Source organism: Streptomyces sp. NRRL S-244, assembly GCF_000717915.1.
GTDB lineage: Bacteria > Actinomycetota > Actinomycetes > Streptomycetales > Streptomycetaceae > Streptomyces.
This window is the reverse complement of sequence record NZ_JOCX01000011.1, coordinates 106,101-122,109: the sequence shown is the minus strand read 5'-3', so window position 1 is coordinate 122,109 and position 16,009 is coordinate 106,101. Positions and strand designations below refer to the sequence as shown.

The 16,009-nt window shown below is 73.4% G+C and carries 13 protein-coding genes and 1 pseudogene; 3 read left to right on the top strand and 11 right to left on the bottom strand.

Annotation, left to right across the window (positions count from 1 at the left end; translation table 11 throughout):
• Window positions 1-128 precede the first annotated feature (128 nt).
• The gene (locus IF02_RS0115755; RefSeq protein ID WP_420708157.1) at window positions 129-1,388 is read left to right on the top strand and encodes a serine/threonine-protein kinase; all 1,260 of its coding nucleotides are present in this window, start codon (window positions 129-131) and stop codon (window positions 1,386-1,388) included.
• Between the two features lie 7 nt (window positions 1,389-1,395).
• On the opposite strand, the gene IF02_RS0115750 is transcribed toward IF02_RS0115755, so the two are convergent.
• The 8 genes from IF02_RS0115750 to IF02_RS0115715 form a co-directional block, all read right to left on the bottom strand.
• Window positions 1,396-2,253 carry a TrmH family RNA methyltransferase gene (locus IF02_RS0115750; protein ID WP_030157325.1) on the bottom strand — a complete coding sequence of 286 codons (858 nt, stop codon included), beginning with the start codon at window positions 2,251-2,253 and terminating at the stop codon, window positions 1,396-1,398.
• A 58-nt stretch (window positions 2,254-2,311) separates the two neighbouring features.
• Entirely contained in the window at window positions 2,312-3,532 is a 1,221-nt protein-coding gene (cobA, locus tag IF02_RS0115745) for a uroporphyrinogen-III C-methyltransferase (protein WP_030157323.1), read from the bottom strand.
• Between the two features lie 233 nt (window positions 3,533-3,765).
• A complete protein-coding gene (cobT, locus tag IF02_RS0115740; protein WP_030157321.1) occupies window positions 3,766-7,044 on the bottom strand; it encodes a nicotinate-nucleotide--dimethylbenzimidazole phosphoribosyltransferase in 3,279 nt (1,092 codons plus the stop codon).
• A 250-nt stretch (window positions 7,045-7,294) separates the two neighbouring features.
• A complete protein-coding gene (gene cbiE, locus IF02_RS0115735; protein ID WP_030157319.1) occupies window positions 7,295-8,530 on the bottom strand; it encodes a precorrin-6y C5,15-methyltransferase (decarboxylating) subunit CbiE in 1,236 nt (411 codons plus the stop codon).
• Between the two features lie 104 nt (window positions 8,531-8,634).
• The gene (locus IF02_RS0115730; protein WP_037836405.1) at window positions 8,635-9,336 is read right to left on the bottom strand and encodes a GNAT family N-acetyltransferase; all 702 of its coding nucleotides are present in this window, start codon (window positions 9,334-9,336) and stop codon (window positions 8,635-8,637) included.
• Between the two features lie 152 nt (window positions 9,337-9,488).
• Window positions 9,489-10,352 carry a MetQ/NlpA family ABC transporter substrate-binding protein gene (locus tag IF02_RS0115725; RefSeq protein WP_030157316.1) on the bottom strand — a complete coding sequence of 288 codons (864 nt, stop codon included), beginning with the start codon at window positions 10,350-10,352 and terminating at the stop codon, window positions 9,489-9,491.
• Window positions 10,353-10,445: 93 nt separating this feature from the next.
• Window positions 10,446-11,114 carry a methionine ABC transporter permease gene (locus IF02_RS0115720; RefSeq protein WP_030157314.1) on the bottom strand — a complete coding sequence of 223 codons (669 nt, stop codon included), beginning with the start codon at window positions 11,112-11,114 and terminating at the stop codon, window positions 10,446-10,448.
• Window positions 11,111-12,166 carry a methionine ABC transporter ATP-binding protein gene (locus tag IF02_RS0115715; RefSeq protein WP_030157312.1) on the bottom strand — a complete coding sequence of 352 codons (1,056 nt, stop codon included), beginning with the start codon at window positions 12,164-12,166 and terminating at the stop codon, window positions 11,111-11,113. The genes IF02_RS0115720 and IF02_RS0115715 overlap by 4 nt, the downstream gene beginning before the upstream one ends.
• 604 nt (window positions 12,167-12,770) lie before the next feature.
• Between IF02_RS0115715 and IF02_RS0115710 the strand changes: the two genes are divergently transcribed.
• Window positions 12,771-13,139, top strand: coding sequence for a hypothetical protein (locus IF02_RS0115710; RefSeq protein WP_030157310.1), 369 nt, complete (start codon window positions 12,771-12,773; stop codon window positions 13,137-13,139).
• The gene (locus IF02_RS0115705; protein ID WP_030157308.1) at window positions 13,132-13,548 is read left to right on the top strand and encodes a hypothetical protein; all 417 of its coding nucleotides are present in this window, start codon (window positions 13,132-13,134) and stop codon (window positions 13,546-13,548) included. Before IF02_RS0115710 ends, IF02_RS0115705 begins: the two co-directional genes overlap by 8 nt.
• A gap of 25 nt (window positions 13,549-13,573) precedes the next feature.
• On the opposite strand, the gene IF02_RS0115700 is transcribed toward IF02_RS0115705, so the two are convergent.
• From IF02_RS0115700 to IF02_RS0115690, 3 genes and pseudogenes are all read right to left on the bottom strand, one after another.
• The gene (locus IF02_RS0115700) at window positions 13,574-14,080 is read right to left on the bottom strand and encodes a GNAT family N-acetyltransferase (protein WP_030157307.1); all 507 of its coding nucleotides are present in this window, start codon (window positions 14,078-14,080) and stop codon (window positions 13,574-13,576) included.
• A 37-nt stretch (window positions 14,081-14,117) separates the two neighbouring features.
• Window positions 14,118-14,631, bottom strand: a pseudogene (locus IF02_RS0115695) (sigma-70 family RNA polymerase sigma factor).
• A 172-nt stretch (window positions 14,632-14,803) separates the two neighbouring features.
• On the bottom strand, window positions 14,804-16,000 hold the full coding sequence (locus IF02_RS0115690) for a glycerophosphodiester phosphodiesterase (RefSeq protein ID WP_030157303.1): 1,197 nt from the start codon (window positions 15,998-16,000) through the stop codon (window positions 14,804-14,806).
• Window positions 16,001-16,009 lie beyond the last annotated feature (9 nt).

Here is a 16,009-nt window from a genome sequence, read left to right as displayed (position 1 = left end):
GGTGAGGAACCCTCAAGTGGGCTGCCCCGCACTGACGATCGATTCTTCCGGCGAGGGCGCGGCCTCTGAGCGCTCGTGGCGGATCGTCCGTAAGCTGTGGCACGTCAACAGGACGACCGGTCAGCGGGGTGGACATGGCGATGATGCGGCTCCGGCGCGAGGACCCGCGTGTCGTCGGCTCATTCAGGCTGCACCGACGCCTCGGCGCCGGCGGCATGGGCGTGGTCTACCTGGGATCGGACCGGCGCGGCCAGCGGGTCGCGCTGAAGGTGATCCGGCCCGACCTGGCCGAGGACCAGGAGTTCCGCTCCCGCTTCGCGCGCGAGGTGTCCGCCGCCCGCCGGATCCGCGGCGGGTGCACCGCGCGCCTGGTGGCCGCGGACCTGGACGCGGAGCGCCCGTGGTTCGCCACGCAGTACGTGCCCGGCCCGTCCCTGCACGACAAGGTGGCCGAGGAGGGTCCCCTCACGGCCGCGCAGATCGCCGCGATCGGGGCCGCGCTCTCCGAGGGACTGGTCGCCGTGCACGAGGCGGGGGTCGTCCACCGCGATCTCAAGCCCTCGAACATTCTTCTGTCCCCCAAGGGTCCCCGGATCATCGACTTCGGGATCGCCTGGGCCACCGGTGCGAGCACCCTCACCCATGTGGGTACGGCCGTCGGCTCCCCCGGCTTCCTCGCCCCCGAACAGGTGCGCGGGGCCGCCGTCACCCCGGCGACCGACGTGTTCGCGCTGGGAGCCACCCTTGCCTACGCGGCGACCGCCGACTCGCCCTTCGGGCACGGCAGTTCCGAGGTCATGCTGTACCGCGTGGTGCACGAGGAGCCGCATCTGGTGGGGGTCCCGGACGCGCTGGCGCCCCTCGTACAGGCCTGCCTGGCCAAGGACCCCGAGGAGCGGCCCAGCACGCTCCAGCTGTCGATGCGGCTGAAGGAGATCGCGGCCCGCGAGGCGCAGGGGCTGTCCGACGGGCGCCCGCCGGCGCAGCGCGTGCGGGCCGAGCGACCGACCGGGCGGCTGACGGAGCGGGCCGGTGAGTACGCGGACCAGCAAACGGAGCGGCGTACGGGCGGCACGCCCGCGCCCCAGGGGCCGGACCAGGGCCACGGTCACGGGCAGGGCCAGGGTCAGGGCCCGAACAGCGGTGGGCACGCGCGGCCCTCTTCCTCCCGGCCCTCGTCCCCGCGCCCTTCGTCCTCGCGGAACCCGGGCGGCCCGTCCTCCCGGCCGACGGCTGGGCGTACGGGAGGCCGCCAGGCCCCGCGTACGACGGGAGCCGGGCGGCGCCCCTCGCGGCCGGACCCCCGGCTGATGCGCCAGCGGCTGATCGTGTTCGTCGTGGTCACGCTGATCGTGGCGCTGGGGATCGCCGCCGCCCAGAAGTTCTAGCCGGTTCCTAGAGCTCCGGGGAGACCGGGGCGGGGGCCTGCGGCTGGGGCGGGCGGGTCGCGTAGAAGGCCACCGCCGAGGCCGCGGCCACGTTCAGGGAGTCGATCCCCTCCGCCATCGGGATCCGGACCCACTCGTCGGCGGCCCGCAGCGCGTAGGTGGACAGGCCGTGGCCCTCGGAGCCGAGCATGATCGCGGAACGCTCGAAGCGCTCCGGCGGTACCTGGTCCAGCGCGGTGGCCTTCGGGCTCGGCGTCATGGCCAGGATCCGGTAGCCCGCCTCGCGGACCTTCTCCAGATCGGCGGGCCACTGGTCCAGGCGCGCGTACGGAACCGAGAACACGGACCCCATCGAGACCTTGATGGCGCGCCGGTAGAGCGGATCCGCGCAGTCCGGGGAGAGGAGTATCGCGCTGATGCCGAGGGCCGCGGCGCTGCGGAAGGCGGCGCCGAGGTTGGCGTGGTCGACGAAGCCCTCGAAGACGGCGATCCGGTGGCCCGCGCCCGCCCCCTCCGCCGCGAGCAGCTCGTCGGCCGCCGGCAGCGGCTTGCGCTGCATCGAGGCGAGGGCGCCGCGGTGCACGTGGTAGCCGGTGACGCGTTCGGCGAGCTCCGGGGTGACGGCGTAGACCGGGGCCGGGAGCTCGTCGATGACGTCGCGCATCACGTCGACCCACTTGGCGGAGAGCAGCATCGAGCGCATCTCGTACCCGGCGTCCTTGGCGCGTCTGATGACCTTCTCGCCCTCGGCGATGAACAGGCCTTCCGCGGGCTCGCGCCGGCGCCGCAGTTCGACGTCGGTCAGGCCCGTGTAGTCGCGCAGGCGGGGGTCGTCGGGGTCTTCGACGGTGATGAGATCAGCCACAGGGTGATACTGCCTTGTCCGGGGTGAGGTTCCAACGGCCGTGCGGGGCCTGGGTGTTTCAGGCGGTGGGGGCGGCGTGGGCCCCGACGTTGACGACTTCGCCGATCACGATGACCGCGGGCGGACGGATCCCCTCCGCCCGTACGGTCTCGCCGACGGTGGCGAGCGTGGCGTCCACGCGGCGCTGGGTGGCCGTGGTGCCCTCCTGGACGACCGCGACCGGGGTGCCGGCGGGGCGGCCGTGGCGGACGAGGGCCTCGGCGATCAGGCCGATCTTGTCCACGCCCATCAGGATCACCAGGGTGCCGGTGAGCTTGGCGAGGGAGGCCCAGTCCACCAGGGAACGCGGGTCGTCGGGGCCGACGTGGCCGCTGACCACGGTGAACTCGTGCGCCACACCGCGGTGGGTGACCGGGATGCCGACGGCGCCGGGCACCGAGATGGAGCTGGAGATGCCGGGGACGACGGTGCAGGGGATGCCGGCCTCGGCGAGGGCCTGGAGCTCCTCCATGCCGCGGCCGAAGACGTACGGGTCCCCGCCCTTGAGCCGGACCACGGCCTTGCCGGCCCGGGCGTGCTCGATCAGGGCGTTGTTGATGGCCTCCTGGGCCATGTAGCGGCCGTACGGGATCTTCGCGGCGTCGATGACCTCGACGTGCGGCGGGAGTTCGTCGAGCAGGTCGCGGGGGCCGAGCCGGTCGGCGATGACCACGTCGGCCTCGGCGAGGAGGCGGCGCCCGCGGACGGTGATCAGGTCGGGGTCGCCGGGGCCGCCGCCGACGAGGGCGACGCCGGGGGTGCGGACGCGGCTGGCGGTGAGGGAGCCGTCGCGCAGCCCCTCGACGACCGCGTCGCGGACGGCGGCGGAGCGGCGGGGGTCGTTGCCGCTCAGGACGGCGACGGTGACGCCCTCGACGCGGCCGGTGGCCGGGGTCCAGGCGGTGGCCGCCTCGGCGTCGTCGGCGCGCACGCACCAGACCCGGCGGCGCTCGGCCTCGGCGGAGGCGGCGTCGTTGGCGGCCCGGTCGCGGGTCGCGATCAGCGCGTACCAGGCACCGTCCAGGTCCCCGTCCCGGTAGCGGCGGCGCTCCCAGCGGATCTCGCCGGTCTCGGCCATGGCGTCCACGGAGGGCGTGGCGGAGGGCGAGACGAGGAGGACGTCGGCGCCGGCCGCGACGAGCGCGGGCAGCCGGCGCTGGGCGACCTGGCCGCCGCCGATGACGACGACGCGGCGGCCGGCGAGTCTCAGGCCGACAGGGTACGCGGGGTGTTCAGCCATGGCGGTGCGGCTCCTGACGCGGCGGTCGTCGTTGTGGCTTGCCGCTGCGGCGTTGGAGCGGCGGGCGTATTGACGTGCGGTTTCTTGTGCGGGTCCACGATACGGCCCGGCCGGGGCGGTGGCGCGGGGCGGGCCCTGCGGGCGGCTCTCCCCTGCCCGCCCCTTCCCGGAACTAGGGGCTCCGCCCCAGACCCCGTCCGGGGGCAGAGCCCCCGGCAGCGGCGCCGCAGGGGCTACTTCTCGGTGACTCCGGCCGAGTCGAACGTGGCCACCTCGTGCATCGCGCGGGCCGCGCTCTGGACCAGCGGGAGGGCCAGCAGCGCGCCCGTGCCCTCGCCGAGGCGGAGGTCCAGGTCGACCAGGGGGCGCAGGCCCAGCTTGTTCAGGGCCGCCACGTGGCCCGGCTCCGCGCTGCGGTGGCCCGCGATGCACGCCGAGAGGGATTCCGGGGCGATGGCACGGGCCACCAGGGCTGCCGCGCCGGCGCTGACGCCGTCCAGGATCACGGGGGTGCGCAGGGAGGCTCCGCCCAGGAGGAGGCCGACGATCGCCGCGTGCTCCAGGCCGCCGATCGCCGCGAGGACGCCGATCGGGTCCGCCGGGTCCGGCTGGTGGAGCTCCAGTGCGCGGCGTACGACCTCGACCTTGCGGGCGTGCGTCTCGTCGTTGATGCCCGTGCCGCGGCCGGTGACCTCCGCCGGGTCGACCCCGGTGAAGACCGAGATCAGGGCGGCCGACACCGTCGTGTTCGCGATGCCCATCTCGCCCGTCAGCAGCGCCTTGTTGCCCGCCGCCACCAGGTCTCGGGCCGTTTCGATGCCCACCTCGATGGCCGCGATCGCTTCCTCGCGGGTCATCGCCGGGCCCGTGGAGAGGTCCGCCGTGCCCGGGCGGACCTTGCGCGGGAGCAGGCCGGGGGTGGCGGGGAGGTCCCCTGCCACGCCGACGTCGATCACGCAGACCTCGGCGCCCACCTGGTTGGCGAACGCGTTGCAGACCGCGCCGCCGCCCAGGAAGTTGGCCACCATCTGCGTGGTGACCTCCTGGGGCCACGGGGTGACGCCCTGGGCGTGGACCCCGTGGTCGCCCGCGAAGATCGCGACCGCGGCCGGCTCCGGGATCGGCGGCGGGCAGACCCGGGAGAGGCCGGACAGCTGTGCGGAGATGATTTCGAGCATGCCCAGGGCCCCGGCGGGCTTGGTCATGCGCTTCTGGCGCTCCCACGCCTCGCCCAGCGCCTTCGCGTCGAGCGGGCGGATGCTGGCGACCGTCTCCGAGAGCAGGTCGTGCGGCTCCTCGCCGGGCAGCGCGCGGCGCCCGTACGTCTCCTCGTGCACGACCCAGGCCAGCGGCCGGCGCTGCGACCAGCCGGCCTGCGCCAGCTCCGGCTCCTCCGGGAACTCGTCGACGTAGCCGACGCACAGGTAGGCGACGACCTCCAGGTGCTCGGGCAGGCCGAGCTCGCGGACCATCTCGCGCTCGTCGAAGAAGCTGACCCAGCCGACGCCGAGGCCCTCGGCGCGCGCGGCGAGCCAGAGGTTCTCGACGGCGAGGGCCGAGGAGTACGGGGCCATCTGCGGCTGGGTGTGCCGGCCGAGGGTGTGGCGGCCGCCGCGGGTGGGGTCGGCGGTGACGACGATGTTCACCGGGGTGTCGAGGATGGCCTCGATCTTGAGCTGCTTGAACTGCTTCGCCCGGCCCTTGGGCAGCGACTTCGCGTAGGCCTCGCGCTGGCGCTGGGCGAGCTCGTGCATGGTCCGGCGGGTCTCGGCCGAACGGATGACGACGAAGTCCCACGGCTGGGAGTGGCCCACGCTGGGCGCGTGGTGGGCGGCCTCCAGGACGCGCAGGAGCACCTCGTGCGGGATCGGGTCGGTGCGGAAGCCGTTGCGGATGTCGCGGCGTTCGCGCATGACGCGCAGGACCGCCTCGCGCTCGGCGTCGGTGTACGCGGGGGCCGCCTCGCCCGCGGCGGACTCCGCGACGGATACGAGGGGGACGAAGTGCTCGGGCTCGGCCTCGGCAGCGGCGGGAGCCTCGGACTCGTGCTCGGCGGGGGCCTCGGCCACCGGCGGCTCGGCGGCCGGTACGACGACCGGCTCGGGCTCCGCTGCGGCGACCGGCTCCGGCGCGGGCTCGGGAGCGGCTTCGGGCTCCACCGCCTCGGCCTGCGGGACCGCCTCCGGTACGGGCTCCAGGGCGACGGGGGCCGCAGGGGCCTCGGGAGCGACGGACTCGACGGCCTCGGGGGCCTGGACCGGCGTCTCCGCGGGCAGGGCCTCCGGCTCCGGCTCGGCGGCCGGAGCCTCCGCCACCGGTGCGTCCGCCACCGGCACCTCCGACGGCGCGGCCTCGGCCACGACCGGCTCCGGCGCTGGCTCCACGGCGGGCGCCACCGGGGCTTCGGCGTCGGGCTCCGCGGCGACGGGCGCCTCGGCGACGGGCTCCGGCGCGGGCTCCACGACGGCCACGGCGACGGCGGCCGGCTCGGGCTCCACCGCGGCGGCCGGCTCCGGCTGAGGGGCCTGCGGGGCCGCCGGGGACTCGGCGGGGACCTCGGCCGCCGACGCCTCGGGCGCCATGACGGGCTCGGGCACCACCGCGGGCGCAGGCGCCATGACGGGCTCGGGGGCCATCACGGGCTCGGGTACGACGACGGGCTCCGGGGCGGCCACCGGCTCCGGGGCCGGCTCCGCCGTCCACGGGGCGCCGGCCTGCGGCGGGATCTCGCCCGGCTGCGGCGCGGCCGCCGCGGCGACGGCCTCGGGACGCGGGACGTCCAGGTACTCGGGGCCCACGGTCGGCGGCCCGGCCACCTGGACCGGAACCGGCGCCACCGGAGCAGCGACCTGCACGGCCACGGGCGCCGCGGGAACTGCGGACGCTGCGGGAGCCGCCACCTGTGCCACGGGCACGGCGGGGGCCACCGGAGCGGCGGCCGGACCCCGGTCGGCGAGGGAGCGTACGACTCCGCCGGTGGCCTCGGGCACGGGCGGGCCCATGTGCAGCGGCCGGCGGGAGGGCGCGGTCTGGGCCACGGGCGCGGCCGGAACCACCGGGGCGGCGGCCGGCGGCGGGACCACGAGGCCTCCGAGGTCGAGCGCGCCGGAATCGCGGCCGCCGGCCTCGTGCGCGCCCGCGCTGTACGAGGCGTCGCCGTAGGAGGGGTCGGGGAACGCGGCCGGGGCGGGGTAGGCGGACTCGGCGTACGCGGCCGGCGCCTCGGGGTACTCGGCGTAGGGCGCGTCGCCGTAGGAGGTCTCGACCGGGAAGACCGGCGCCGGCGGCACGACCTGCGGGTCGCTCCACGCGCCCTGGCCGCTCGGCATCAGCAGCAGTTCCTCGTCCTCCGGCTCGGCCGGGTTGTCCACGAGGTCCTGGAAGGCGTAGCCGCCCTGGACGGGAGCGGGGGCGGGGCCCGGGTGCTGGACCGGAGCGGGAATGCCCTGCTGATCCACCATGCCCGCGTTGTCCGGGAGACCCTCGCCCGGTACCTGGCCGGTGTCAGTCATGCGTACCCCTCGCCCATCGGTTGTGCGTCTTCGATCGCCCGGCGCCCGAGCGGGGTTGCCGTACGACGTGTCCGTCGCGCGCACGCCCCGCACGACAACCCGTAAGCATTGTCGCGCCCGTTAGCCACCATGGCGGCCATAACCGGCATGGTGCGCTGTGGACTGCGCCACGTCGCGCGTCCGGCGGTGCCGTCACCCCCGGAGGTGCCAGGGCGGTACGACGATCGGCCAGCCTACCCCGGCCTCCGCTCTAGCGGTTCACGGGGCGTTCGGCTGCCAGGAGGAAGACGACGGAACGGTCCTGTTCGCTCCAGGTACGGGTGTCCAGGCCCACCGACTGGAGGAGCGCGCACTCGACGGTGTAGCCGCCCTCGGTGAGCGCGCGGCCGATCGCCTCCGCCTCGTCGCGGGTGGAGGCGTGGCTGACGATCCGTTCGGGGCGGCGGTCGGCGACGGCCCGGGCGACCGCGGCTCCCCCGCCGCCGACGCGGACGACGTCGGGTTCGGGGAGGTCCTCCAGTACGTGTGGTGCGCGCCCGGCGACGACCTGGACCTGTACGCCCCGGTTGCGGGCGGCGGCAGTTGCGCGTTCGCAGGCGCGCGGGTCGGCGTCGACGGCGATGACGGCGGCGCCGAACGCGGCGGCCTCCACGGCGAGGGCGCCTGAGCCGGTGCCGATGTCCCAGACGAGGTCGCCGGTGCGCGGGCCGAGCCGGGCGAGCTGGGCGGCGCGCAGCAGCGCCGACTCCCCCTCGGCCGCGTCGGCTGCGGACCGGGCCCAGCCGCGCGGGCCGGAGTGGGCGGCGCTCTGGCCGAGCAGCCAGGCCGGGTCGGCGGCCGTGGCGGAGGGTGCGGCGGAGGTGGCGGGGGCGGGAGCGGCGGCCTGTCCGCCGATGACGATCACGACGTTGGGGTCGCGCCAGCTGTGGTCGGCGACCCGGTCGGAGGTCAGGACGGTCACCTGCTCCCCGGCGGTGCCGAGCTCCTCGCAGATGACGAAGGTGCGGTGGACCCCGCCGAGCAGCAGGGCGAGTTCGGCGGGGCCGGCGCCGGGCGAGGTGAGGACGGCGACCTTGCCGTGGGCGCGGCAGACGTTGACGGCGCGGCGCAGCGTACGGGGGTGGGCGACGACGATCTGGGCGTCGTCCCAGGGCATCCCGGCGCGGGCGAAGGCGGCGGCGACGGCGGACACGGCGGGGACGACTTCGACCTCGAGGCCGTGCTCCGGGGCGCGCAGGATGCGTACGGCGCCGAAGAAGCCGGGGTCCCCGTCGGCGAAGACGACGGCGGTGCCGCGGTGGCCGGCGATACGGCGGGCGGCCAGGCCGAGGCTGCCCAGGCGGATGCGCTCGGCAGTGGGCGGCACCTCGGGAAGGGCGAGGTGGTGGGCGGCACCGGCCACGAGGGTGGCGGCGGAGAGCGCGGACCGGGCGGCCGCGGTCAGGGGCGAGCCGTCCCAGCCGATCACCGTGACCCGGTCGGCCATCGTCGTCAGTCTCCTGGGGTGGGGGCGGGCGGAGCTTCGTCCGCAGGGGCCGGCGGGCGGGCCACCAGGCACGGTGAGACTACCTGGTCATAGGGTCGGCCCGGTCAGCTCCAGTCGGCGCCGACGGCGTAGCCGCCGGCGCCCGCCTGGGCGCCGCGGCCGTATCCGTAGTCGTCGTGGCCGTTGTAGCCGTTGTAGCCGTCCGACTGCTCCATGTCGTCGATGTCCTCGGGGAGCAGGCTCCAGACGATGAGGTCGGTGCGGGTGTCCGTCCAGGAGCCGTCTGTTCCGTTTTCGGGCCGGGTGCGCACCATCCAGGCATTGCGCAGGACGCCTTCGCTGATGCAGCCGATCTTCTGGGCCACCTGCTGGGAGGCGGTGTTGTCGGCGGCGGTGCGCAGTTCGAGGCGTTCGAAGCCCTGGTCGTGGAAGAGCCATTGGGCGGCGGCGAGTACGGACTCGCTGGCGTAGCCCTCGCCGCGGGCCCAGGGTGCGGTGACGTAACCGACCTCGGTGCTGCGGGTGCGCCAGTTGGTGTTCTTGAGGTGCACGATTCCGACGAGGCGCTGGGTGAGGAACTCGGTGACGGCAAAAACGATGCCTCTGCCCTCCGTGCGCTCCGCGTGGGAGTGCCGGGTGGCCCAGGCGTGGGCGTCGGCGTGCGTGTAGGGGTGCGGCACGGAGGTCCAGGCGATGACGTGCTCGTCGTTCATCATCTCGGCGAGCGCGGTGACGTCCTCCCCGTCGAAGGGGCGCAGCACCAGCCGGTCCGTGCTGATGGTGACGTCCGGGAAGGTGGTAGTCATGCGCAGCTCCATGCCGTTGCTGGACCTTTGTGCGGGCCGTAGGCACAGCATGCAGCATCGGCGGTGTGATGTGGCGGGCGGGTTGCCCGGAAGCGGGCAGCGCTCGGCCCCGCACGCCGAGGGGGCGTACGGGGCCGATCAGCGGTTCTGGATCAGGACTTCGGGGCGCCGAAGGCCGGGATGACCGAGCCCTGGTACTTGTCCTCGATGAACTTCTTGACCTCGTCGGAGTTGAGGAGCTTGGCGAGCTTCTCGATCCGCGGGTCCTTCTCGTTGCCGGCCTTCACCGCGAGGAAGTTGGCGTACGGGTTGCCCTCCGCCTTCTCCAGGACCAGCGCGTCCTTGGCGGGCGAGAGCTTGGCCTCCAGGGCGTAGTTGCCGTTGATGACCGCGGCGTCCACGTCGTTCAGGGCGCGCGGGACCGTGGCGGCCTCCAGCTCCTTGAACTCCAGGCCCTTCTTGTCGGTGATGTCGGACAGCTTGGCGCCGGTGCCGACACCTTCCTTGAGGGTGATCAGGTTGTTCGCGGCGAGCAGCTGGAGCGCGCGGCCCTCGTTGGTGGTGTCGTTGGGGACGGCGATGGTCTGGCCGGCCTTGATGTCGGCGAGGGCCTTGACCTTCTTGGAGTAGAGGCCGAGGGGCTCCAGGTGCACGTTCACGACGGGCACGATGTGGGTGCCGTTCTTCTTGTTGAAGTCGTCGAGGTACGGCTTGTGCTGGAAGTAGTTGCCGTCGACCTGGCCCTGCTCGGTGGCGGTGTTGGGGAGCACGTAGTCCGTGAACTCCTTCACCTCGAGCTTGAGGCCCTCCTTGGCCGCCAGCTTGTCCTTGACGAAGTTCAGGACGTCGGCGTGCGGGCTCGGGGAGGCCGCGATGACGAGCGGCTTGCTCTCGTCGGCCTTGCCGCCGTCGGCCTTGGTGGAGGACGGGTCCGAGGAGCTGCCGCAGGCGGTGAGGCCGAGGGCGAGCGCGGCGGTGGCGGCGGCGAAGGCGGTGGCCTTGATGTTCTTACGCACGAAGAGTGCCTTTCTTGCTTTTTCCGGATGGAGGCCCAAGCACGACAAGTGCGGGCTTTCGGGGGGGGAGGTTCGGGGGGCGGTGGGCCCGGTTCAGGCTGTCCGGCCGCGCCGGGCGAGGAGGCGTACCACGCCGTCGCCGATCAGCTGGATCACCGTGACGATGGCGATCAGGACCACGACGGTGGCGAGCATGAAGCCGGTCTCGAAGCGCTGGAAGCCGTAGGTGATGGCCTTGGAGCCGAGGCCTTCGCCGCCGACCGCGCCGGCCATGGCGGAGTACCCGATCAGGGTGATCAGGGTGGTGGTCACGGCTGCGACCAGCGAGGGCAGGGCCTGCGGGAGCAGCACCTTGCCCACGAGGGTGGGAACGCCGCCGCCCATGGACTCGACGGCCTCGATCAGGCCGTGGTCCACCTCGCGGACGGCCGTCTCGACGAGGCGCGCGAAGAAGGGGATGGCGCCGATGGCCAGCGGGACGATCATCGCGGTGGGGCCGATGAAGGTGCCGACGACCGCGGTGGTGACCGGGATCAGGGCGATCAGCAGGATGATGAACGGCAGCGAGCGGCCTATGTTCACGATCACGCCGAGGACCTTGTTGAGCGGCCGGTTCTGCAGGAGGCCGCCCTTGTCGGTGAGGACGAGGAGGATGCCGATCGGCAGTCCGCCGAGGACGGTCACCAGGGTGGACCACAGCACCATGTAGAGGGTGTCGTACGTGCCCTGGGTGAGCAGGGGCTGCATCTCGGACCAGGTCACTGGGCACCATCCTTGACGAGCTGGGCGAGCTCGGCGTCGGCGTCTTCGGGATCGTCGACGACGTCGACCTGCAGGCCCTGCTCGCGCAGGAAGCCGACGGGCACGACGTTGTCCTCGTAGCGGCCGGGCAGCTCGATCCGCATGCGGCCGATCTGGCGGCCGGCGACGGTGTCCATCGCGGCGCCGAGGATCGAGATGTCGATGTTGTACGTCCGCGACAGCTGGGAGATGACCGGCTGGGTGGCGGCCTCACCGTGGAAGGTGACGTCGACGACCGTGCGGTCGGGGCCGGTGGCGGCGCCGCTGACGGGGAAGAGTTCGGCGGCGAGCTCGGAGCCGGGGGTGGCGAGCAGTTCGGCGACGGTGCCGGACTCGATGATCCGGCCCTGCTTCATGAGGGCGGCCGAGTCGCAGACGGTCTTGACGACGTCCATCTCGTGGGTGATGAGCAGGACGGTCAGGCCGAGCTGCTGGTTGAGGTCGCGCAGCAGCTGGAGGATCGAGCGGGTGGTCTCGGGGTCCAGGGCGCTGGTGGCCTCGTCGGACAGGAGCACCTTGGGGTCGCCGGCCAGGGCGCGGGCGATGCCGACGCGCTGCTTCTGGCCGCCGGAGAGCTGGCCGGGGTAGGCCTTGGCCTTGTCGGCGAGGCCGACGAGGTCGAGGAGTTCGAGGGCCTTGCGGGAGCGCTCGCGGCCGGAGACGCCGAGGATCTCCAGCGGCAGTTCGATGTTGCCCTGGACGGTGCGCGAGGACAGCAGGTTGAAGTGCTGGAAGACCATGCCGATGCGGCTGCGGGCCTCGCGGAGCTCCTTGCCGGCGCGGCGGCCGCGGCCGGCGAGCGCGGTGAGGTCGACGCCGTCGACGCTCACGGTGCCGGTGGTGGGGCGCTCCAGCAGGTTCACGCAGCGGATCAGGGAGGACTTGCCGGCGCCGCTCTGGCCGATGACTCCGTATACCTCGCCCTCGCGGACGTGCAGATCGACGCCGTCCAGGGCGGTGACCTCGCGGCCACGGGACTGGTAGACCTTCGTGAGGCCCGATGTGGTGATCACAGGAATTCCGTCGCTGTCGAGTGCGCGGCGCAGCGGGGTGCCGGCACGGGGCAAACATCTGGGGACGCGATACGGGTCGAACCGTCACAAATGGTCGGCGTCGACGCGTGCGCGGGGCAGGAGCGGTCCGGGGTGTCTGGACGGGCTCGGCCGGGTCTCGCTTCGGGGCGCGAGACTCAGGAGAGGGGCCCTCAGAAGGCGCACATTCGACACATACAACGAGCACCGGGCGTCATCGTCGCCTCGGTCGCAAGGGTGCGGCTGCTCGTCGTGGTCATGGGCCCAAGTAAAGCAGACGTATCCCGTCACCGATCAAAGCTGTCCGAATAGCGGACGGAATCCGGCCGCATACCGGACAACACCGGTCAGCCCCGGCCGTCCGCCGACACCGTGACACCCCCGTCGCTGACCTGCGCGGACACGGCCGGCAGACCCCGTACGACCAGGCACGCACGGAGCTCTGCGGAGGGGTGCGTTGTGGTCAAGGCCACGGTCCGCGCCCCGGTGCAGCGGGCCGGGTCCGCCCCGGCCCGGAGCGCCGCCGGCAGAGCCCGCGCCCAGGGGCGCGCGCACCGGGCCTTTCGGCCCGTAATACCCTCGCTGCATGCTCGACGCCCTGACGGTCGCCCTCGGCGCGGCCGCACTCGCCCTCGCCGCCTGGTGCGGATTCGCCGCCCTGCGGGACCAGCCCACCAAGGACTGGCACTTCATCGGCATGGGCGTGGTGACCCTGCTGGCCCTGGCCCAGCTGGTGATCGGCGTGGTCGAGCTGGCTCGGGGCGGCAAGCCCGACGAGGGCACGGTGATCTTCGTGGCCTACCTGGTGGGCGCCTTCGCGGCGGTCCCCGCCGCCGGGCTGCTCTCGCTCAGCGAGCGGACCAAGTGGGGCTCGGTGACGGTGGCCGCGGGCGCGCTCGTCCTCGCCGTCCTCGAAGTACGCCTCTACGACATCTGGGGGACCCCCGGTGCCTGACACGACGACCGCCACTCCGGGCGGACGCAAGCGGCTGGTCTCCGGACCCGGACTGCTGCTGGTCTGGCTGTACGGGGTGATGGTGGTGGGGGCGCTGTCGCGCTCGGCCTACCAGATCTCCACCGAGTTCGACCGGGCGCCGCTGGCGTACTCGCTGTCCGGCGCGGCGGCCCTGGTCTACGCGTTCATCACGTACTCGCTGGTGCGCGGCGGGGAGACGGCCCGCAGGGCGGCGCTGTTCTGCTGCGCCGCCGAGCTGGCGGGCGTACTGGCCGTGGGCACCTGGACACTGGTGCGCCCCGAGGCCTTCCCGGACGCGACCGTCTGGTCGGACTTCGGGATGGGCTACCTGTTCATCCCGGTGATCCTGCCGATCACCGGGATGCTCTGGCTGCGCGCCAAGCGCTGAGCGCCGCGCGCAGGGGTCACCGGCGTCAGGCGCTGACCGCGAAGTCGGCCGCGTCGGTGGCCTCCTTCTCCAGGATGACCAGGCGGACGCCGTCGGAGGCCGTGCGGCCGCCGACCTGTACGTAGCCGGCCTTGCGGTAGAGGCGCAGGTTGGACTCGCTCTTGTGGCCGGTGTGCAGGCGGAAGCGGGTGGTCTCGGCGTGGCCCGCGAGGGCCTCCTCGACGGCGCGCAGCAGCCGGGCGCCGAGCCCGTGGCCCTGCAGGCGCGGGTGGACGCAGAGCTTGGCGATCTTGCCGGTGCCGTCCTCGTCGACGCTGCCGCGCACGGTGCCGACCACTTCGTCGCCGAGCCGGGCCACGAGCACCGTGTCCGACTCCAGCTCCGCCTTGAGGGAGTCCAGGGTCTGGGTGAGCGGCTGGATGCGGTAGTTGCCGTACAGCTCGGCCTCACGCTGGAACGCCAGGTACTGCAGTTTGAGGATCTGCTCAGTGTCCTCGGCAGCTGCCGCCGAAATGGTCACGCTCATGCCCATGTGCGCATGCCTCCCGCTCACCTGGTAGCCCATTGGTCTACCGCTCCCTTCCCCGAAGGCGAGGAGCCGCAACCTCACGCGAGCATTCTGCGCAGACATCCCAGGCAACGGGAACGGACGGGTCCCAAACTTCCTTGTGAGATACCCAACTCTCCTGCGATTTCACGGTAAGTGAGGTCTCTGGGCGAAAGAAGTGCCCCCATGAGCTCCGGACACCGTCCGGGCAATCGGGCGACGGCCGATCGGAGAGCACGGTTCTCCTCCCCGTCCAGCAGGGCGACTTCGGGTTCGGCGCCCGCGCTGCCGGGCCGGCAGCCGTACGGGATCTCGCGGCGGGCGCGGCGCCGGGCGAGCCGGGCTTCGGCCCGCACCGCGCGGCGCAGCCAGCGGGCAGGTTCGGCGGGGGCGGGGTCGTGTTCCAGCAGCCTGACCCAGACGGCTTGCTCCAGGTCGGCCGCTTCCACTCCGGCGCCCGGGGCTTCCGCGGCCGCCTCGGCGGAGAGCAGCGGCCCCAGTTCGTTCAGGAGGTCGGAGTCCTTCAGCAGGTCCATGCCGGGCGGGACGCGCGGGCCGTGCCCGGCGGTTTCCACACCCGGCACAGCCCACCCGTACGTGATATTCCGCTTATCTGTTGACGGTGCGGGGCCTCGGGCGTTGGCCGAAAGCCGCCCCCACGCGTCTAGGCCGTGTCTTTCGGATCAGGCCGGATCCAAAAGACACGGCCTAGCGGCCGCGGCCCGGGCGGAAGGCCTCGGCCGCGAGGAGTCCGGTGTCCGCGTTGTCCGTGAAGATGCCGTCGATGCCCTGCTCGAAGTACGTCTTGAAGGCGCCGAAGGCGTCCCCGTACGCGTTCGGGTCGGTGCCCTTGCGGTACTCGGCCGGCAGGAAGGTGTTCTCGTTGCGCGCGGTGTAGGGGTGCAGCACCAGCCCCCGGGCGTGGGCGTCCTTGACCAGCGTGGTCGGGGCGCCGAGCTTGCCCGCCGCGTCGCGCGGGAGGATCAGGTCCATCGTGGGGCCGATGCCCTGGGCGAATCCGGCGATCCACTTCAGGCCCTCGGGCTTGACCAGGTCCGACACCGTCCGCGGGTCCTTGGCCTGTTCGAAGTCCCAGGGCCGGGTGCCGGCGGCGGACAGCAGGACCACGCGCGGGGCGGAGACCAGCCGGGAGAGCCGCTGGATGCTGGAGGGCTCGAAGGACTGGAGGAAGAGCGGGGCACCCCGCCCGTCGCGGCCGTAGCGGCGCAGCAGCTTGGCGAGGGGCTCTTCGAGGCCGAGGCCCAGGGACCGGAAGTATGTGGGGTGCTTGGTCTCGACGTGCAGCCAGACGCGCTTGCCGCGCCGCTTGCCCTCGCGGTCGGCCCAGCGCAGCACCTCTTCGAAGGTGGGCACGTCCCACCGGCCGTCGTAGAGCGTGTTGCGCTGGCGGACGGCGGGGATACGTTCCTTCGCCCGTAGGGTCTTCAGCTCGGCGAGCGTGAAGTCCTCGGTGAACCAGCCCGTGACCGCGACCCCGTCGACCGACTTGGCCGTACGCCGGGAGGCGAACTCGGGGTGGTCGGCGACGTCGGTGGTGCCGCCGATCTCGTTCTCGTGGCGGCACACGAGGTGGCCGTCCTTGGTGGGCACCAGGTCCTGCTCGACGACGTCCGCGCCCAGGTCGAGGGCGAGCTGGTACGAGCCGAGGGTGTGCTCGGGCCGGTAGCCGCTGGCCCCGCGGTGGCCGATGACCAGCGGGACGGGGAGCTCCCGGTAGCCGCCTCCGCGCCGCAGGTCGTCGGCGTACGCCGCCTCCGCCGCCTGTGCCCCGTCCGCTGCCGGCGCCGCCGAGGCGGATCCCGCCGAGAGCCCGGCCATGCCGCCGCCCGCTGCCAGGACGGCCGCCCCCAGGACCGTGCGCCGTGCTGCCCCACCCTGCGTCATGAGTGCCAC

What these genes read in the sequence shown, in the direction of transcription:
- IF02_RS0115690 (WP_030157303.1), bottom strand. Translation starts at nt 16,000, where the DNA reads ATGACGCAGGGTGGGGCAGCACGGCGCACGGTCCTGGGGGCGGCCGTC.
- IF02_RS0115730 (WP_037836405.1), bottom strand. Translation starts at nt 9,336, where the DNA reads ATGACTACCACCTTCCCGGACGTCACCATCAGCACGGACCGGCTGGTG.
- cobA (WP_030157323.1), bottom strand. Translation starts at nt 3,532, where the DNA reads ATGGCTGAACACCCCGCGTACCCTGTCGGCCTGAGACTCGCCGGCCGC.
- IF02_RS0115700 (WP_030157307.1), bottom strand. Translation starts at nt 14,080, where the DNA reads ATGGGCATGAGCGTGACCATTTCGGCGGCAGCTGCCGAGGACACTGAG.
- cbiE (WP_030157319.1), bottom strand. Translation starts at nt 8,530, where the DNA reads ATGGCCGACCGGGTCACGGTGATCGGCTGGGACGGCTCGCCCCTGACC.
- cobT (WP_030157321.1), bottom strand. Translation starts at nt 7,044, where the DNA reads ATGACTGACACCGGCCAGGTACCGGGCGAGGGTCTCCCGGACAACGCG.
- IF02_RS0115710 (WP_030157310.1), top strand. Translation starts at nt 12,771, where the DNA reads ATGCTCGACGCCCTGACGGTCGCCCTCGGCGCGGCCGCACTCGCCCTC.